This window comes from Paraburkholderia sp. GW821-FHT02A12, assembly GCF_059422005.1.
On record NZ_JBWKWA010000002.1, the window covers coordinates 1,215,759 to 1,234,384 of the forward strand.

The window sequence follows — 18,626 nt, forward strand, 5'->3', positions numbered from 1 at the left end:
AGACAGAAAATGCGACTCTTGCAAAAGCTTATTGTCGGAATGGGCATCGCACTTGCCGCTGGCACCGCATCGGCGGGGGCGTCGCAGCAGCAAGCGGACCAGCTCGGCAAATCGCTAACTATGTGGGGAGCAGATCCGGCCGGCAACGCCGACAAGACGATCCCCGCGTATACGGGGGGATTGCCGGACACTACCGCCCCCCCCGGATGGGTCAAAGGAAGCGGACGATATGATGTGGGCCCGTATGATGGCGAGAAGCCATTATTCTCGATCACTGCGAGCGACTACGAAAAATATGCGGATCGGCTGTCAGCCGGTACGATCGCGATGCTCAAAAAGTACCCGGAGTTCCGCGTAGATGTTTATCCGACGCACCGGAGCGTTACGCATAGTAGTAACTGGCTTTCCCATTGCAAGACCAACGCTGCTCAAGCGAAGATCAGTTCCAACGGGAACGGTTTCAGCGACGCGTATTCGTGCGTGCCGTTCCCGATTCCGACGACAGGGGCAGAGGTCATTTGGAATATGGCAACCACGGACCTGTGGGGGGTTCACACTAATATCCGGGAGTCGACTTGGTACATCGACGCTGACGGGCATCTCACAGACGTCGGCCAACTCGACGGGGACTTCGCCCAACTTTATCAAGATCCTAAAAAGGACACGCTGGACGGCGGAGCCATTGAATTTCGGATCGGGACCTGGATGGGGCCGCCTTCGCAGGTCGGTTCGAAAATTCTGCAGCGACTTCCAGTGAACTATGACAAGACCGATGCGCTCACTTGGGTCTATTTCCCCGGTCAGCGGCGCACACGAGTCGCTCCTGATTATGCCTATGACACGCCGATCGCTACCGACGGTGGAGCGCTCAACTACGACGAGCTATTTGGATTCAGCGGTGCACTGGACCGGTACGATTTCAAGATCGTCGGCAAGAAAGAGCTATATGTCATGTATAACTCAAGTCGTATGCTGTTCGCCCCGGTCGATAAGATGCTTGTCAAGAGCGTTGTTAATCCGGACGTGTCGCGGTGGGAGCTCCATCGGGTTTGGGTGGTAGAGGCGACACTCAAGGCGGGCAAACGCCACGTACAGCCGCGGCGGACACTGTACATTGATGAAGATACATGGGCTTGTGTCGCATCTGATGCCTATGATCAAGCCGGGGCACTGTTTAAGGCGGGCTTTTATCCGGTCCTACCGCTTTGGGATAAAGAGGCGTTCGCCCAAGGCATAGTTTTTTACGATCTCAGCAAGCGCTCTACATACATTGAAGCGCAGTCGCGACCTAATGACTTCATCAAGGCCTCTGAGCATATCGACGACATCAGCAAATTCACGCCATCGGCAATGACAGCGAGTGGTTTGCGATAGTCAGACACGTCGAAACATAGTGCGTCGGTGACCGGTGCAAGAACTTCTGCTCACTACGGCGGAACTTAATGCAACGGGCCGGCGCCGCATGACGGCGGGTGGATGATGTCACGGATATTCGACGATAGCGCCGGATATCTTAGACGGTACGGATACCGAAACAATTGATATTTCCGGGCATTTTCACATGCGATTCCTATTCGCCTGTTTGTCTGTGGCTGCGACGTTCCTTTGTATGGCAATCGAGGGACATGCTGCGGGCAGCAGCTTGAACAACGTATTCAAGGACCCTCTCGTTACGCCGGCCGATGCCCGGCCTGCTGCGACAGTGAATCTTTCTAGACAGCCGACTCTCGCTTTGGCAAGAGTCGACGAAGGGACGCGTGAACGATTTGTTGCCGCAGGACTACATGGCCTGATTCTATTCTCCAATGACGACGGAATGCACTGGCGGCAGGCCCACGTTCCGGTTCAGTCTGACCTCGTTTCACTGTCGTTCATCTCGGAAAAACAAGGATGGGCAGTCGGCCACGACGGGGTGATTCTCCATACGGGCGACGGTGGCGAGACATGGAAAAAGCAGTTTGATGGCGAGCTCGCCCACGACGCCCTCACAAGTTTCTACAAGGCACGCGTTGCCAAGGGTGAGAAGGGGCTTCAGCCATTCCTGGACGAGATCGAACTGAACACGAAAAGCGGAGCGACTTGGCCATTCCTCAGCGTTTACTTCGAAAGCCAACAAATTGGTTATGCAGTTGGTTCCTTTGGAATGATTGTAAGGACAGTGGATGGTGGAAAAACATGGGAGCCTTGGCTCGACCATATAGATAACGACAAATTTCTGAACCTGAACGATATTCGCAAGATCGGTCAAGATATCTATATTGCCGGCGAGCAAGGTACCGTTTACCGCCTCGACCGCAAACAGCAACGCTTCGTCGGAATTTCTCCGAACTACAAGGGCAGTTTCTTCCATATTGTGGGCAACGATCGCTTTTTGTTGGCAGTCGGACTGAACGGGACGGCATTTCGCAGTGCCGACGGCGGTCACAGTTGGGAGGCCGTGAAGACGGGCGTACACACCAGTCTGACTTCCGCCGCTCTATCTGTCGATGACAAGGTCGTCGTGCTGACAGGGGAGGGTGGTCAGGTGCTGTATAGCATCGACGACGCGCGCAGCTTCAGCCCGTTGCCGGTGGATAAGCCAATGCTGTTTGCCGATGTCGTGGCTGGCAATGGTGCGTGGTTTGTCTTCGCGGGATTTCAGGGTATCGAACGTAAAGAATTTCGCCACAAACAGAATTTGACCGGAGGTAGAACGTAATGGTCGCCGTCTTCAAACGGGATTCGATGTCTGTGATTAGCGATCCGAACCGGTTCGATAGCGGGTCCGGTATCTTGCTTGAGCGCCTGATCTTTAACAATCGCCACCTGGTCGTGATTCTTTGTGCGCTGCTGACCTTGTTTCTGGGTTACGAGGCAATCAAGATCCGAGTCAATGCGAGCTTTGAGAACATGCTCCCTCAGTCGCAGCCATATATCAAGAACTACCTTGCGAACCGAACCTCGCTGGCTAGTCTTGGCAATGCGATTCGCATCGACGTCGAAAACACCAAGGGCGACATCTACGATCCGCGCTATCTTCAGGTACTGCAACGCGTCAACGACGCGGCCTATCTGATGCCTGGTGTGGATCGCGCCTTCATGAAATCGCTGTGGACACCGTCGGTGCGATGGACGGATTTCACGGAAGAGGGTTTTACGGGCGGTCCGGTGATGCCTGGCGATTTCAATGGCACGAAAGAAATGAGCCGCAGGTTGCAACTAAATGTCGCCCGTGCGGGACTGATCGGAAGCTTGGTTGCTAGCGATCAGCGATCGAGTATGGTGTTTGTGCCGCTTTTGGACAAGGATCCGCAAACCGGCAAGCCTCTCGACTACGCGAAAATTTCGCATTACCTTGACGATAAGATTCGCGTCAACCAAACGGATTCAGTTAACATTCACATCGTTGGTTTCGCGAAGCTTGTGGGGGACCTGATCGATGGTCTCACGCAGGTGATGACCTATTTCGCCGCCGCGTTGGTCGTGGCGGGCGTCATCATCCTGTTCTATACACGCTGCACACGAAGCACGGTGCTCATCCTCTCATGTTCGCTGATGGCCGTGCTCTGGCAACTGGGGCTGACTCGTCTGTTCGGTTTCGATCTCGATCCCTATTCGGTACTTGTGCCGTTCCTTGTGTTTGCCATTGGTGTATCGCACGGTGCACAGAAGATGAACGGCATCATGCTCGACATTGGAGCGGGTACACACAAATACGTTGCCGCCCGATATACGTTTCGGCGCCTATTCCTCGCCGGGCTTACCGCCCTGGTTGCCGATGCAGTAAGTTTCGCGGTACTCGTGGTCATTGATATTCCGGTCATTCGGAATCTGGCGATTACCGCAAGCGTGGGCGTTGCCGTTCTCGTGTTCACCAATCTCGTACTGCTGCCGGTGATGTTGTCGTTCACAGGCGTGAGCCCCGTCGCGGTGCGGCGCGTGATGCAGCGATCGGTAGAGTCGGGCGGATCATCCTGGATCGGGAAATTGACCTGTTTTACGCAGAGGCGATATGCCACATGTGCATTGTTGGTCGCGGCATGCCTGGGCGCTGGCGCATACGCGATCAGCCTGCACCTCAAAGTGGGTGACCTGAATGCCGGGGCAGCGGAGTTGCGCGCGGATTCGCGTTATAACCGTGACAACGCCTTCTTCACACAACACTATGGTCTGTCCAGCGACCAGTTCGTCGTTATCGTCAAGACGCCTCCTGGCGGTGTCGGAACCTATCGGACTTTAATCGAGGAAGATCGTCTCGAGCAGGTGCTCCGCGGCCTACCATCCGTGCAGACGGCCATCTCGGCGTCGAACCTGGTACGCTTTGCGACCGCTGGCAACTACGAGGGCTCGCCGAAATGGCTCACGATTAACCGTGACCCGTCAGTGGTGGCACCGGCAATCAATGTCGTGTCGGATAGTAATCCAGAATTGATCAACAAGGACTGGTCCGTCGGAACGGTGATTGCCTATCTGACGGATCACAAGGCAGGGACCTTGAGCAAAGTGGTCGATGCTGTCGAGGGCTTTAGCCATACCCACGACAACAGTCAGTTCCAGTTCCTGCTCGGGGCGGGATCGGCGGGGATCGAAGCGGCGACGAACATCACCGTGGAGAAGGCCAACACAAACATGTTGTATCTGGTCTACGGCGCGGTCATCGTTCTTTGTCTGCTGACGTTTCGCAATTGGCGTGCTGTCCTTGTCGCGATTATTCCACTGGCGCTGACATCGATTATGTGCGAGGCATTGATGGTGATGCTGAACATAGGCGTAAAGGTTGCAACCTTGCCAGTGATTGCCCTCGGAGTTGGCATCGGGGTAGATTACGCGCTTTATCTGCTGAGCGTGCAGTTGACGCAGCAGCGCGCAGGTCTTCCGTTACGAGAAGCGTACGCGATTGCCGTCGGGTTCACGGGTAGAGTGGTAGCGCTTGTCGGCATCACGCTTGCTGCAGGGGTCGGAATCTGGATCTGGTCGCCAATCAAATTTCAAGCCGACATGGGTGTTCTGCTCGCGTTCATGTTCATATGGAACATGATTGGCGCGTTGATTCTGATTCCCGCGCTATCACACTTTCTGCTGGCTCGAGTGCCACCCGTTGAACGTACGGCATTACAACCAGGGGGGGGCGCATGATGGGCATGCATGGCAAGGTCGTAGTCGTTACTGGAGCAGCCAGTGGACAAGGCGCTGCCGAGGCGACGCTATTTGCGGAGCAGGGTGCCAAGGTTGTACTCACGGATGTCAACGAGAATGGCGCCGCGCTGGCGGCCGGTCTGGGATGTGCGGGCTACTTTGTTCGCCATGACGTTGGGGAAGAGGCAGGCTGGTCCGAGGTGATTCGAAAAACGCTTGACCGGTTTGGCCAGATCGACGTGCTTGTCAATAACGCAGGGATCTATCAGCCTGCCAGCTTATTGGAATCGGACGCGGCACTTTGGGATCGGCACTATCGGGTCAACCAGCTTGGTGTTTTCCTAGGCATGCGCGCAGCCGCCGAAGTAATGTCGAAGACGGGCGGCGCAATTGTGAACGTCTCTTCCAATGCAGGCCTAAACAACATTCCCGGCATCTTTGCCTATGCCAGTACCAAATGGGCGGTTCGCGGCATGACAAAGCTGGCGGCTTCGGAACTTGCGCCACTCGGAATTCGTGTGAATTGTGTTTATCCAGGCATCATAGATACGCCAATGCTCGGACAAAACACACCTGAGCGGCTGAAAGTGTATGAGGGCATGATTCCAATGGGCAGGATGGGTACGCCCGACGAGGTCGCTCGAGTGGTCCTGTTCCTCGCATCGGACGCGTCTTCGTATGTAACAGGGGCCGAAGTGACTGTCGATGGCGGCATTGGCTGAGCGTATATCAACGTCAATCGGTGTGATGGCGGCTGGCACATCTTAAGGGCCATTCAGTTGCTGGTGTGCGGTACCTGCAAAAATGCCGCCGGAGTTCACATGAGCGTGCTGCTGGCAGAAGCCGAAGTGCCGTATGAGATCGTCCACGAGATGGAGGACATCAACGGCGAGTTCGGCCAAGTCGACGTAGTGCTGGTATTTGGCGCAAACGATGTGGTGAATCCGGCGGCGAAGAACGATCCGAAGTCGCCGATCGCGGGCATGCCAATCATCGAGGCGTACAAGGCGCGCACGTTGATCGTCAACAAGCGCTCGATGGCGGCAGGCTATGCCGGTCTCGGCAACGATCTCTTCTACATGGTCAAGACCACGATGGTCTTCGGCGATGCGAAGAAGGTAATCGAAGAAATGGTGAGGGCAACGCCCCAATATGCCGTCCCGAAATAACGTTGCATATGCGCGCGATCTTTTCGAGGCTGGCATCAACCGTAGGGAACCAGACGGACAGCGTACGACGGCCATAGGAGGAACGCAATGATGATGAAAAAACCGCCGAGAAGCTGGCTGAAAGTTGCTGTACTCGTGCTGCTTGGGCTAATCGGATTCGGCGTGGCGGGTACTCGCGCCTGCGAATGGAGCGGAGAGTTCCCAGGCATGATTTGCGCGGCCGGTTCGTCGTATGCGCAATTCCTCAGCCTGACGGGCGTCGCGTCGATCCTAGCCGCAGTGATGGCGAGACGGTGTGGCGCCGACGAAGACACATTGACGTTCGTTGGTGCCGTATGCGGCGCAGCGGTTCTGTTCGCGACGCTCTCAACGACCTACTAGTTATCCTCCCAGAGAAAACTTCGCATAGACGCGCGATCTCTTCGAGGCTGGGATCAGCCGTTGAGATTCTGCCTTTGAATGACCATTTCAGCTGCCATGAAGCCAATCTGGGCGCGCAGTACCAGTGAATGCGGAATTGAGCGAGGACGGCTAAACGACAACAGTTGCTCTTCTCGGTTGGATGAATTCGACCACCATAGGCTCCGCTTACGATCGATCGTGTTCAGATGCAAGCGAGGATGTCTGGTCAACGGGTCGCTGCGTGGAAGGCACGTCGCTGCAACATTGAACGGACTCGGGCAGTACCTAGCGATTCCACGCTGTATCCGGGAAGAGCAAGTGGTAACCGAAGAACATGGAGGAGGACAACATGACGGCAGGCTTTGAGAAAAAAGTGGCACTTGTTACCGGAGCGGGCGGCGGCATCGGGGAGGCGGTCGCGCGCGATCTCGCAATGAACGGAGCGAGCGTACTGGTCGTAGATATCCAAGGCCCCAATGCGGAAGTAGTTGCGGGGGCAATTCGTGAACGCGGAGGCAAGGCCGTGAGTTTTTGTGCAGACGTATCGGTACCCGCGCAAAGCAGAGCTGCAGTAGAAAAAGCGGAGCGGGAGTTCGGCTCTTTACATTATTCTGTCAACAACGCGGGTATTGGCGGGCGGTTCGACGCGATCACGGACATCGAAGTGGATGAGTGGCGCAAAGTGATGAGTGTAAATATCGACGCGGTGTTTCTCGGTATGAAGTACCAACTGTCTGCGATCGAAAAGAGCGGTGGAGGCGCAGTCGTAAATATTGCATCTATTTACGCTCACCTCGGTCTTCGCAGATTTGATGCATATACCGCAAGCAAGCATGCAGTGCGTGGCTTGACGCGCTCCGTGGCGATCGAGTATGCAACACGCAATATCCGGGTCAACGCCGTGTCGCCGGGTCCAATCCTGACGCCGCTGACGAGAGGGGCGAAGGAACAAATCGAAACCATCACCGCGATGACAGCAATGAAGAGAATGGGCGAGCCAGTCGAAATCGCCAAGGCGGTGTCGTTCCTGCTTTCGCCAGACGCGTCCTTTATCACGGGTGCAGAGATCGTGGTTGATGGAGGCGTCATGCTGTCGTAGCGATTCCGCTAACAATGATAGATGTCTCTTTCGGTCGACGTTACAATTACCAGTGCATTGCCCCTCGCCGGATGTGGCTCGAATGTGCGATTGAGCAGGGGACTAGCACAGGCGGGTAGTGTAACGGCGCGCGTCCTCACCCCCCATTAAAGAGGACGACCCCAGCGGAGTTTTCCGCCAGGGTATTTGTGGAGCACCGAATCAAGGGGCGTTATATCAGGGGTGTCGCCGCGTCTTCAACCGCTACGAGATTGCAGAAGGTCAAAGACGCGACGACGTTACTGGAATCAGGGCGTCTCGTAAGACGCCTGCTTGCCATTCAAGCGGGCCTTGTGGGGGCGAAGGCCGAGAAGCAGGAGCCGGCTGATCTCGGCTGCAACCTCAGACACCGAGCGTTTGCCGTTATCCTTCGAGGATATCAAGTAGTTGAAGGAACCAGCCGATGCTTGCTTGACAGGTTCGAAATCCAAGCGCTTCAAGCTTCCGTCCTTGACACCACGCTCGGCCAGTTTCACTGACCTCGCCCATAAAGCACCCGCGCGCCTAACGATCGCCCTTTGAAGCTGCTTGGGCAACATTTCTGCACCAGTGCTCATCCATAGGGGAGAAATGCTTTCAAGCTGAGCTTCTACGTTCAATTCAATAGCCATCACCGTGCATTCGAGACCTGTCAGACCCTTCTCCGCCGCCGACATGATCTGTTCATAGATGTTGAAGGCGCGCTCATAGCAATAGGCAACAAGGGCTGGTTTACTTTGAAAGTAATGGTAAACAACGCCCTTCGTGGCGCCTAGTTCTAGCGCAACGTCGTCCAAGGAAACGCCGTCTATTCCGCGGCTATTGAAGAGCCGCGACGCAACCAGAGCGAGCGACTCGCGACGATCGTCCCAATCGGAGCTGCGCGGATTTCTAATCACGTCCTTGATACGCTTTCGCGACGGTAGGACTTCCATTCCTTCAGACGCCATTCCGTCTGTTACAAGATCTGGAATGGCGTTTGCCATACGACTTGCGAAGTCCTCATCAGGAAAACTTATCCATAAGAGAGATAGCGTTGCCCACGACAAAATACCAAAAATAGCCTGGCAGACAACCTCAACATCGCAATTTCTGATGGACTCGTCCTTGATCCCCTCTCTGATCAACATTGCCAGTGCCTCGACGTTTCCTGATCTCAACTTCTGGACGGCGGCCTGCTGCGTTTTCGTAAGAAAGGCAAGTTCTGTCAGGACGGCCCGGGGCTGGTTGTTGCTCGAGTCAAGCGCTAGGCGAAGGAATGTTACAACCTTGCCTAACCCGTTTGCATTCGCTTGCGCCGCACGATCGAGATCCTTTCGAAGCAATGCGTTGGTTCGCGAATAACACTGATACACAAGATCCTGCCGATCGATGCAATAGTTATAGAGGGCGGCTCGGCCGAGTCCAACGCGACGGGCGATGGCGGTTAGGCTGGCTCCAGCAACGCCAGAGTGATTAAATTCCACCGTCGCTTCATCGAGGACAGCCATGTGTCGCGCTGCACGCGCTTCGTCTGCCAATGACCGCATCACATTCCCAAACTAAGAATCGCAACCGGAAAGTTGAATTTCGTAGGTCCAGTCAAAAAACCATTGAAGAACCGGTGCAAGTGATTAAGTTGCTACCTCCCGGTCGAAGTGTTTCTTCAATGCCGTAAGAGACACAGACTGGTTCGAAGCAAATGTCAATTCACTTTTGCCGAATCACATTGTGATATCTGTGCTTTGGACTCCGAATTTGTAGAGTATGCCCTATGTTCCGAGCCGTAGAAGCTGCGTTACGGCCCAATGTGTGGTGTTACGCAAATGCGCCAAGGGTCGCGAGGTCTAGGTTGGTCGTAGACCAGAACGGATTGTTCTGCCATCTCTCGCCAAGTCATTTTGCGTGGTTCGTACACTGTTGGCAAGGAACTTTTAATCACCGGAATATGCGGTGATATGCGCAGCGACCGTCGATCCGTTGCCGTCGATAGCGCTTTGGCTTACATGGTGTGTCGCGAAGACGCGCTGTGGCGTTGGCGGCGTGTATGAGCGCTAGTCAGCGTACAGCGTCCTATCGTCATCGAGACTCGGCTGGTGGCGATTTCTGAACATGCGTCCATACGGACATCACATCGATTCGCACCGAAAGCGTCTGAATGTCATCAGCGATGTGCCGGGAGTCATTGCCGCTCCGTCACCCAGCTTTGATCTTCGGTGTAACTGATCATCAACCGAGTCTGAAGCGCTCTCGTTGTGCGTCGACTCAAGCCCCCGCATCGATCCCTTCGCCATCCCGGCGCCTCGGTTCGCGACTGCCAATCAGTCAGCCATTGATTCTGTGTAGTCATCACCATTGACAGATAGGTATGTTAAGACTATCCTTAAGTTGAAAGGCTGATTAGACTGCCCGGATCCTTTTTAGAGCTTGGAGAAGAGGAAAATCATGAAGATTGTGGAGACTGCCGTCGTCACAGGCGGAGCGTCGGGACTTGGTCGTGCTACGGCTGCGCGCCTTGTTCAGGCCGGAGCAACGGTGGTGATCGTTGATTTGCCAGGGTCGGATGGGGCGGCGGCCGCAGCCGAAATCGGGGCGGAGGCATTCGTGGCGGCCGATGTCACGTCCGAGAGTCAGATGGAGGCTGCATTCGCGGCGGCCGAATTGCTCGGACCGGTTCGGGCGACGGTCCACTGCGCAGGTCGTGGTGGCGCGTTGCGGACGCTTGATAAGGAGGGGCGACCGGGTTCACTCGAGACGTATGCGTCGATTGTGACGACCAATCTCGTTGGAACCTTCAACGTGTTGCGCCTTGCAGCGGCCAGCATGGCAAAGGCGGAACCGATCGACGGGGAACGGGGAGTCATTGTTCTGACGGCTTCGGTGGCGGCCTACGAAGGCCAGATTGGTCAGATTCCTTATGCGTCTGCAAAGGCTGGCATTGTTGGCATGACGCTCGTCGCGGCACGCGACTTGGCGAACCGGGCAATCCGCGTATGCAGCATTGCACCTGGCATCTTCGATACGCCGATGCTGGCGCGCGTGGCTCCGCAAGTACGGGAAGCGCTTGGACAATCCGTTCCGCACCCTGCGAGACTGGGTCAGCCCGAAGAGTTTGCGCTGCTTGCCGAACATATCATCGTGAATTCGATGCTGAACGGCGAAACTATTCGGCTGGACGGCGCACTTCGAATGGCGCCACGGTAGTCCGAGTTGAGGATCCGAGAGGAACGTCTTGCCGTGACAGGCATCGTGAGTCCTTGGCAACGCGTGCAGAAAGTTCTGCAACCCTGGTGACTCCGGTCTTATCTCTCGGACTCGCCGGTCATGGTTGACGGGTTTCCTCTCGGAGGCAGGGCCGCTCTTCAATCCGAATTCGACGATGTCGAACACGAAGTAAGGGAGACATGATGGGCGAAGCCTATATCGTCGCAGCAGCCAGAACCGCAGGCGGACGTCGCGGGGGGCGACTGGCGGGATGGCATCCCGTGGACATGGCCGCTGCAGTACTCGATGCTTTGATTGACCGAAGTGGTGCAGATCCGGTCCTGGTCGAGGATGTCATCATGGGTTGTGTCGGGCAAGCGGGAGAGCAGGCAATCAACGTTGCGCGTAACGCGGTTTTGGCATCCAGACTGCCGTTAAGCGTGCCGGGGACTTCGGTCGACCGTCAATGTGGATCGTCCCAGCAGGCACTCCATTTTGCTGCCGCGACTGTTATGTCGGGAATCATGGACGTAGTAATCGCGGCGGGCGTGGAAAGCATGACTCGTGTCCCTATCGGAACGGCTGCAGGGCTTGCGGCGAAGGCCGGGCTTGGCCAGCCAAAAAGCCCGAAGATGGAGAGTCGCTTTCCGGATGTTCGGTTCAACCAGTTCGTCGGCGCAGAGCTGATTGCACAGAAGCACGATCTCAACCGTGAAGCGTTGGATGCCTATTCACTCGAGAGTCACCGTCGAGCAATCTCTGCCGTCGAGAGTGGCGCGTTCGATGCTGAGATAGTGCCGCTGGATATCACTCTTGAGGATGGCACCCGATCGGTGCATCGCATCGACGAAGGAATTCGGTTCGACGTAACGCTGGAGGGCATACGGAGCGTAAAGCTGCTGAGAGAGGATGGACGACTGACTGCGGCGAGCTCCAGCCAGATCTGCGACGGTGCTTCGGGCGTTATGGTTGTCAACGAACGGGGGCTTAAAACGCTTGGCGTGCGCCCGCTCGGCCGTATCCACCATATGACGGTATCCGCAGGGGATCCTGTTGTCATGCTCGAGGAGCCGTTGTTTGCGACCGAACGAGCGCTCAGGCGAGCGGGTTTGAGCATCGATGACATTGATCTCTATGAAGTGAACGAGGCATTTGCCTCGATTCCGCTGGCATGGCTGAAGCATGTAGGAGCGGACTCGGCCCGTATGAATGTCAGTGGCGGCGCCATTTCGCTTGGCCATCCTCTCGGCGCATCGGGCACAAAATTGATGACTACCTTGATGCACGGTCTTCATCGAACACGAGGAAGGTTCGGCTTACAGACGATGTGTGAAGGCGGTGGGCTTGCCAATGTCACGATAGTCGAACGCCTTTGAAATTTGACAACCCCGGTTCTAAACAAACAAGACTAAATATCGAACTATTCGTAAATGCATGATATGAGATTACGGCCATGGATACAGGCAAAAGGTCCTTGCGTTCGCAGGTTGATAAATGGTTCGCGCTCGCACCTACGCAGTTAAGTCCGTTGCGTGTCACCCGGATTGGGCGCACAGCAAAGGGTGTGCGGTATGTGTGCGTCGAGGTAGCGAGGATCGCTGGCCCTTTGACCATTGCTTTCTTTCACCACGAGGGCGGGAACTGGTGTGTGTTCCCGCCCGAGACCGGTAGGTATGAAAAAGAAGCGCTTAGACGCTGGTCGACAAAGCTTGCATAAGCTCATGGTTCACGCATGGAAATCGTGATTGCTGAGCCGCTGCGAGCAGACCGTGGGTAAGAAGGGGCGCCAAGAATAAAGTCAATTCGCAGTAAAAAAAGGCGAATTGATGGTCGTGCATTGAACGAATGGACAGAATGGCGATTGTCAAGCGCCATCCTCCAGAAAACCAGATTACATCTTAAGGTGGACACGAATGAATTCGCCTGTCGTTGATATAAACGGATTTTGTTCTGCAAAATTTGACCGCATCCAGGAGGCGTTCGTCGAGAACTTCCGCGAACATGAGGAGCTGGGTGCTGACTTCACTCTGATAGTCGGAGGAGAAGTAGTTGTCGATATGTGGGCGGGGTATCGGGATGCGGCGCGCCAGCACCCGTGGGAGCGCAACACGATCACGAATGTCTGGTCTGCAACCAAGGGTGTGATGGCGGCGTGTTTTGCAATTCTGGTTGATCGCGGTCTCATTTCGTACGACGACGAGGTGCGAAAGTATTGGCCGGAGTTCGGGGAAGCAGGAAAGTCGAACGTGACGATCGGAATGCTGCTTGCGCATCAGGCCGGGCTGAGTGGTTTCACGACGCCGGCCACGATAGATGATCTCTTGTCTGGAGAAGTGGCTGCACAGCGGCTGGCTGCTCAGGCACCCTTTTGGGAGCCGGGGACCACGGCGGGCTATCACGGCATGACTCTCGGAATCCTTGCTACAGCGCTTTTTTCCCGCATTGAGGGGCGATCGATAAAGCAGTTCGTCGCCGAGGAACTCGCTGCTGGGTTTGGCCTGGACATTTCGATTGGTGTGGGCCCCAAAGACGAGGATCGTGTGGCTGAAATGTTGCCCGTGGCAAGTCTGGATGCGTTAAAGCTGGATCCTGAAAATCGGGCTCAATACGCAGCGTTCACGAATCCATACACGCCCGCCTCTCTTTCAAACGATGCAGCTTGGCGGGCTGCGGACCTGCCGTCTGCGAACGGATACACCAATGGGGGCGCGTTGGCTCGTTTGTACGATCTTCTTCTGCGTCCGCGAAAAGACGGAAAGGTCCTGGTACGACGTGCGGCCGTAGAACAGGCGGCGCGTTGTCGATTCAATGGCAAAGACCTGGTCAAGGGTAGTCATACGCGTTGGGGCGCCGGATTCTGGATGAATCCGGGGCGTCTATACGGACCGAATCTGGAAGCATTTGGGCACAGTGGTTGGGGCGGTTCGTTTGCATTCGCCGACCCAGTTGCTGATCTGGCTGTTGGTTACACCATGAATCGAATGAGCGACCAATTTGACCTTGATCCGCGTCGACGTAGCCTGATCGACGCGATCTATGCCTGTCTGTGAAAGGCACATACCATGCAGACGCAACGCCGAACCTTTCCCCATACGTGGGGGGCGTCGGAGGCGGCTGTGAGTAGCCGCCCGACACGGATTGACCTCAAGGAAGTCAAAAATGCCTCAGACTTTTAGGCAGTGGATATACGCCAAACCCTTGGTGAACGATACGCTCGAACTGGAACAGTTCGAGATGCGGGAATGTGCGATTCCGGAACTTGAGCCGGGACAAGCTCTGGTTCGTGTGATTCTCGTCAATGTACATTCGGCTGCTCGCATGCGCATGGCCAAAGGAGTTACAAAACTTGGCGAAACTGACCTATCAAACTATGCATGTGCGGTGGTGATCAAGTCACGTGATCCTGCATTCAATGAAGGTGATGTGATTACATGCCAGACGGGTTGGCAAGACTATCAAGTGATTTCGAGCTCCGACGGAGCCATCGGTTACCCATCCCCGAGTGAACTGGTCAAGGCGTTAAACGGCACCAACTCACAATGGACATACAAGTTCAGGCCCGAGTTGGTGAAGATGTGGTCGCCTGCGGTGCTGTTGGAAATGTTCGGTACCTCTGGCATGACTGCGTACTTCGGGGCGCGAGAGTGTGGTCCGCTTATGCCTTCCGATAAGGTTGCCGTAGCAGGTACCTCCGGCTCCGTTGGCTCGATTGCGGCGCAGCTCGCGAAAATTGCCGGAAGTTATGTGGTCGGATTCGCCGGTGGTTCCGACCGATGCCAATGGGTTGTCGATACCTTGGGTATCGACCGTTGCATCGACTATCGCTCGGATAACCTCAAAGCCGAGATCGCCGAAGCCTTTCCCGAGGGGATTGACGTCTATTCTGACGGTGTAGGTGGGGCGCTTACCGAAGCCGTAGTCGGGTTGATGAATCGCAATGCGCGGATGGTCTCCTACGGGGCAGCCGCTTCGCTCTATGCCGAGAAATTGGACAGTAGCGCCGGACCCGCGACACTGCGTCAGATGGTCGGTATTACAGATGAGATCGAAAGGATTCTTCGCGAACGAAACATCAAGTCGGAGGCCTGGATTGTCGATGCGTTCTATCACGAACGCCTTCGCGCCGAAGACGATCTGTCCCGTCTGATGCTCGCAGGAAGACTAAAGCCCATCAGCAATGTGGTGGCTGGTTTTGAGAATCTGCCGAGCGCCATTGTTGAAATGTATCGATCGGGACATGCCGGGAAACAGCAGGTGGAATTCGGGACATTGTGACGAATGGTGAAATGCCATACAGAACTGTCGACCTGTGTACTACTCCGGCTGGTTAGGCATGAGATTGCCAAAGGGTGGGGCGAAACGCTGGTTATCCATCTCTTCGTGCCAGTAGCTGAATTTGGATAGAGGCAAGCACGTCAGTGGTATTGATCCGGAATCGACTTTCGATATCGGGACTATGTACTTGCACGCCCACATTCCCGGTCGAGCCCAAGATGGGCGCCGACGCCAGAGCGACCGCATTGTGCGAAAGTTCGGGTCGCTGGCAGAGCATTTAAATGATTCTCGAAAAGCAGATAGTAGGAGACATTCGATGTCTGAAGCATTGGTGATTTATACCCTCGAGCATGATGTCGCGATCATTCGATTGAACGACCCGAAAACCCTCAATGCATTCTCGGAGGGCATGGCCGATCAACTCAAGGAAGCCTTTACTCGCGCCGAAGCAGAGGCTCGCGCCATTGTCCTGACCGGAGAAGGGCGGGGGTTCTCGTCCGGTGTGAACCTCGTCACCGGAGCGGCAAGCAAACCTGTCGATGAGCGCGATGCGGGGAGCGACTTGAGCGGCAGTTTAATCCACTCATGCTGCATCTTCGCAATCTCGCTATTCCTATTGTGACTGCAGTCAATGGCGCTGCCGCTGGGGTCGGATGTGCTTTCGCATTGGCGGGCGATATTGTCATTGCCTCAGAGAGCGCCTATTTCCTGCAGGCATTTTCGCGCGTTGGGCTTGTGCCTGACGGTGGGTCTGCGTATCTGCTCGCGTCGGCTGCTGGGCGCGTTCGGGCAATGGAGATGATGCTTCTAGCGGAAAAGATCAGTGCCGAGCAGGCACTGAGCTGGGGCCTGATCAATCGCGTCGTGCCTGATGGCGAAGCCGTCTCTGTGGCACTCGAGGTTGCGGTTCGACTCGCGAATGGGCCGACTGATACGTTTCGCTTGATTCGGAAACTGGCCTGGTCGGCTTTGGATGAACCGTTTTCCGAACAGCTGGCGCTCGAGCGGGAAGCTCAACGCACTGCAGGCAAGAATCCGGACTTTGACGAGGGTGTTGCCGCATTTCGCGAAAAGCGTCCTGCGAACTTTAAAGGCAATGCGCGGCGATAAAGCGAAGGCATTGGGGCGTGCAGCGCTCTCTCGGATTCGGTAATAGCGTGAAGAAGCCTCTGCGGACCGACCGAACTAATCGCCGCTGCTTGCGTAACATCGGAAGAGTACGGTAGGCCATGGATATTATCAATGCTGTCGTTGATGTCTCGATTGAACGCAATGTTGCAATCGTCACGGTAGACTCACCACCGGTGAATGCTTTGTCGGCTGATGTCCGTACAGGATTGGTTAATGCATTCAGACGTGCGAGTGCCGATCCGGAGGCACAGGCAATTGTGCTCATCTGCAAAGGTAAGACCTTTTTGGTCGGCGTGGATATCACCGAGATTGGCAAACCTCTAGTCGGACCAAGTGTACGGGAAGTACAGGAGACGTTGGAGCGTATATCGAAACCTGTTATTGCAGCAATTCACGGAACGGCGCTCGGTACTGGATTGGAAATCGCTCTGGTTGCAGATTTTCGCGTGGCAGTCCCGTCAGCCAAGGCAGGCTGGCCTGAAGTCAATATCGGACTTTTGCCCGGGGCTGGGGGAACGCAGCGTCTGCCACGTATCGTGGGCGTTGAAAGAGCTCTGGATCTGCTAACTACCGGACGGCATATTTCCGCCAAGACCGCCGTTGTAATGGGGTTATTTGATGAACTGGTCGACGAAGGAGGCCTGCGTGGCGGTGCCATTGCTTTCGCGAAGCGCATTATCGACGAAGGCGTCAAAGCAGCAAGATTAACCGATCTCAACGACAAGCTCGAGGAAGCGCGCCAAAGGCCGGAAATCTTTCTCGAATATCGAGAGGAGAACGCCCGGAGATTTCGAGGATTCGATGCGCCGGAAGCGAACATCAAAGCCATCGAAGCTGCTGTGAATCTATCGTTCGAAGAAGGTCTGGATGAGGAACGGCGACTATTTCGAATGTTGCTGAACGGGACTCAATCAAAGGCGCAGCGGTATGCATTTTTTGCAGAGCGTAAGGTCGCGACGGTTCCCGATATACCCGACAGAACGGAGAGGCGAAAGATCGAACATGTCGGTGTAATCGGTGCGGAAACGACGGGTCCAGGCATGGCGATGAATTTTCTCAATGTCGGGATTCCGGTAACCATGATTGACACGGATCAGATGGCTCTGCAAAAAGGTTGCGCGGCAATACAAAGGAGCTATGAGATTGCCGCGAAGAAGGGGCAGTTGACGCAACAGGAAATTAACCGCCGAATAAATCTGTTGAACACCTCGACGAAGCTAGACAGCGTGAGCGGCTGCGAACTGGTCATCGAGGCAGTGTCTGAACGCCTGGATCTGAAGGTCGACGTGTTCAGAAAGCTGGACAACCTTGCCACGCCGGGCACAATTCTCGCAACTAGCATTTCTTCCCTCGACGTTGACGAGATTGCTGCAGCGACGAGTCGAGCGCAAGATGTTATCGGTCTGCATTTTTTCTCCCCGGCCAACGACAGAGGGTTGCTTGAAGTCATTCGCGGTTCCGAAACGGACGCGACGGTCGTCGCGACGGTTATTGAGCTGGGCAAGAAGATCCGTAAGGTGCCCGTAGTCGTCAGGAATTGCTCTGGGCTTGTCGGAGATCGAATGCTTGCGCAGCAGACGCTTGAACTACAGAACCTGCTGTTCGAAGGCGCGTTGCCCTGGGATATTGATCGCGTCATCTACGATTTCGGGATGCCCATGGGACCCTTTGCCCGGCGTGATTTGGCTGGCCTTGATGACGTGGATCAGGGCGCCGCCGTAGCCTCGCCGGTTTGCGAAGCCCTTTGTGCAATGGGGCGCGTGGGCTTGAAGGTTGGTTCCGGGTATTACGACTACGACCACAACGGTAAGAGAAGACCTTCCGCAGTTGTCGAGAGAGTGGTGCGCGATCTTGCGTTGGACCGACAAATCACGCGGCGTTCGATTTCGAATCAGGAAATCCTTGAGCGCTGCCTTTACCCGATGATCAATGAGGGTGCAAAAATTCTGGAAGAGGGAATTGCCGCACGTGCTTCCGATATTGATACGGTATGGATCAAGCGCTATGGCTGGCCTTTGTATCGAGGGGGGCCCATGTTTTGGGCCGATCTGGTGGGGTTGGAGGTGATTCTCGCAAAGATGCGTGAATTTGAACGCCGTTATGGTGAGCGCTTCAAGCCGGCGGCGCTCCTTGAGTATCTCGTGTCGGAAGGTAGGGGCTTCATGGATGAAGTTATCAATGAGGCTGTATCGGATGAAAGTTCACTGTGATCGTCAAAGTTCTTAAAAATCTGT

General features: G+C 55.4%; 14 protein-coding genes and 1 pseudogene. 14 read left to right on the forward strand and 1 reads right to left on the reverse strand.

From position 1 onward, the window contains the following. The first annotated feature begins 9 nt into the window (after positions 1–9). The 7 genes and pseudogenes from AC07WT_RS26865 to AC07WT_RS26895 all read left to right on the forward strand — a co-directional run bounded on the left by AC07WT_RS26865 (position 10) and on the right by AC07WT_RS26895 (position 7,785). Entirely contained in the window at positions 10–1,374 is a 1,365-nt protein-coding gene (locus tag AC07WT_RS26865; RefSeq protein WP_494949269.1) for a DUF1329 domain-containing protein, read from the forward strand. A 235-nt stretch (positions 1,375–1,609) separates the two neighbouring features. Continuing rightward, entirely contained in the window at positions 1,610–2,698 is a 1,089-nt protein-coding gene (locus AC07WT_RS26870; RefSeq protein ID WP_494949270.1) for a WD40/YVTN/BNR-like repeat-containing protein, read from the forward strand. Further along, positions 2,698–5,115, forward strand: coding sequence for an efflux RND transporter permease subunit (locus tag AC07WT_RS26875; RefSeq protein ID WP_494949271.1), 2,418 nt, complete (start codon positions 2,698–2,700; stop codon positions 5,113–5,115). Before AC07WT_RS26870 ends, AC07WT_RS26875 begins: the two co-directional genes overlap by 1 nt. Beyond that, positions 5,112–5,837: an SDR family NAD(P)-dependent oxidoreductase gene (locus AC07WT_RS26880; RefSeq protein WP_494949272.1), complete on the forward strand. Its 726-nt coding sequence runs from the start codon at positions 5,112–5,114 to the stop codon at positions 5,835–5,837. Before AC07WT_RS26875 ends, AC07WT_RS26880 begins: the two co-directional genes overlap by 4 nt. Positions 5,838–5,933: 96 nt before the next feature. Beyond that, positions 5,934–6,284, forward strand: a pseudogene (locus tag AC07WT_RS26885) (NAD(P)(+) transhydrogenase (Re/Si-specific) subunit beta); the annotation flags it as partial. Positions 6,285–6,371: 87 nt separating this feature from the next. Further along, a complete protein-coding gene (locus AC07WT_RS26890) occupies positions 6,372–6,665 on the forward strand; it encodes a hypothetical protein (RefSeq protein ID WP_494949273.1) in 294 nt (97 codons plus the stop codon). A gap of 370 nt (positions 6,666–7,035) precedes the next feature. After that, positions 7,036–7,785, forward strand: a complete 750-nt coding sequence (locus tag AC07WT_RS26895; RefSeq protein WP_494949274.1) for an SDR family NAD(P)-dependent oxidoreductase — start codon at positions 7,036–7,038, stop codon at positions 7,783–7,785. Between the two features lie 287 nt (positions 7,786–8,072). On the opposite strand, the gene AC07WT_RS26900 is transcribed toward AC07WT_RS26895, so the two are convergent. Next, positions 8,073–9,293, reverse strand: a complete 1,221-nt coding sequence (locus tag AC07WT_RS26900) for a TetR/AcrR family transcriptional regulator (protein WP_494949275.1) — start codon at positions 9,291–9,293, stop codon at positions 8,073–8,075. A gap of 934 nt (positions 9,294–10,227) precedes the next feature. Here AC07WT_RS26900 and AC07WT_RS26905 point away from each other — a divergent pair. The 7 genes from AC07WT_RS26905 (at position 10,228) to AC07WT_RS26935 (ending at position 18,602) form a co-directional block, all read left to right on the forward strand. Then, positions 10,228–10,986: an SDR family NAD(P)-dependent oxidoreductase gene (locus AC07WT_RS26905; RefSeq protein ID WP_494949276.1), complete on the forward strand. Its 759-nt coding sequence runs from the start codon at positions 10,228–10,230 to the stop codon at positions 10,984–10,986. A gap of 203 nt (positions 10,987–11,189) precedes the next feature. Continuing rightward, positions 11,190–12,362, forward strand: a complete 1,173-nt coding sequence (locus AC07WT_RS26910) for an acetyl-CoA C-acetyltransferase (RefSeq protein WP_494949277.1) — start codon at positions 11,190–11,192, stop codon at positions 12,360–12,362. Positions 12,363–12,899: 537 nt separating this feature from the next. Further along, on the forward strand, positions 12,900–14,036 hold the full coding sequence (locus AC07WT_RS26915) for a serine hydrolase domain-containing protein (RefSeq protein ID WP_494949278.1): 1,137 nt from the start codon (positions 12,900–12,902) through the stop codon (positions 14,034–14,036). A gap of 109 nt (positions 14,037–14,145) precedes the next feature. Then, complete coding sequence (locus AC07WT_RS26920) at positions 14,146–15,261, forward strand: zinc-binding dehydrogenase (protein WP_494949279.1); 1,116 nt, start codon at positions 14,146–14,148, stop codon at positions 15,259–15,261. Between the two features lie 316 nt (positions 15,262–15,577). Then, on the forward strand, positions 15,578–15,883 hold the full coding sequence (locus AC07WT_RS26925) for an enoyl-CoA hydratase/isomerase family protein (RefSeq protein WP_494949280.1): 306 nt from the start codon (positions 15,578–15,580) through the stop codon (positions 15,881–15,883). Beyond that, positions 15,847–16,371 (forward strand): enoyl-CoA hydratase-related protein, encoded by a 525-nt coding sequence (locus AC07WT_RS26930; protein ID WP_494949281.1) that lies wholly within the window; start codon positions 15,847–15,849, stop codon positions 16,369–16,371. The genes AC07WT_RS26925 and AC07WT_RS26930 overlap by 37 nt, the downstream gene beginning before the upstream one ends. Positions 16,372–16,490: 119 nt before the next feature. Then, entirely contained in the window at positions 16,491–18,602 is a 2,112-nt protein-coding gene (locus AC07WT_RS26935; protein WP_494949282.1) for a 3-hydroxyacyl-CoA dehydrogenase NAD-binding domain-containing protein, read from the forward strand. The last annotated feature ends 24 nt before the right edge of the window (positions 18,603–18,626 follow it).

Bases quoted from the DNA above. Each gene is read 5' to 3' on its own strand.
- AC07WT_RS26865 (WP_494949269.1), top strand. From the start codon at position 10: ATGCGACTCTTGCAAAAGCTTATTGTCGGAATGGGCATCGCACTTGCC.
- AC07WT_RS26870 (WP_494949270.1), top strand. From the start codon at position 1,610: ATGGCAATCGAGGGACATGCTGCGGGCAGCAGCTTGAACAACGTATTC.
- AC07WT_RS26875 (WP_494949271.1), top strand. From the start codon at position 2,698: ATGGTCGCCGTCTTCAAACGGGATTCGATGTCTGTGATTAGCGATCCG.
- AC07WT_RS26880 (WP_494949272.1), top strand. From the start codon at position 5,112: ATGATGGGCATGCATGGCAAGGTCGTAGTCGTTACTGGAGCAGCCAGT.
- AC07WT_RS26890 (WP_494949273.1), top strand. From the start codon at position 6,372: ATGATGATGAAAAAACCGCCGAGAAGCTGGCTGAAAGTTGCTGTACTC.
- AC07WT_RS26895 (WP_494949274.1), top strand. From the start codon at position 7,036: ATGACGGCAGGCTTTGAGAAAAAAGTGGCACTTGTTACCGGAGCGGGC.
- AC07WT_RS26900 (WP_494949275.1), bottom strand. From the start codon at position 9,293: ATGGCTGTCCTCGATGAAGCGACGGTGGAATTTAATCACTCTGGCGTT.
- AC07WT_RS26905 (WP_494949276.1), top strand. From the start codon at position 10,228: ATGAAGATTGTGGAGACTGCCGTCGTCACAGGCGGAGCGTCGGGACTT.
- AC07WT_RS26910 (WP_494949277.1), top strand. From the start codon at position 11,190: ATGGGCGAAGCCTATATCGTCGCAGCAGCCAGAACCGCAGGCGGACGT.
- AC07WT_RS26915 (WP_494949278.1), top strand. From the start codon at position 12,900: ATGAATTCGCCTGTCGTTGATATAAACGGATTTTGTTCTGCAAAATTT.
- AC07WT_RS26920 (WP_494949279.1), top strand. From the start codon at position 14,146: ATGCCTCAGACTTTTAGGCAGTGGATATACGCCAAACCCTTGGTGAAC.
- AC07WT_RS26925 (WP_494949280.1), top strand. From the start codon at position 15,578: ATGTCTGAAGCATTGGTGATTTATACCCTCGAGCATGATGTCGCGATC.
- AC07WT_RS26930 (WP_494949281.1), top strand. From the start codon at position 15,847: ATGCTGCATCTTCGCAATCTCGCTATTCCTATTGTGACTGCAGTCAAT.
- AC07WT_RS26935 (WP_494949282.1), top strand. From the start codon at position 16,491: ATGGATATTATCAATGCTGTCGTTGATGTCTCGATTGAACGCAATGTT.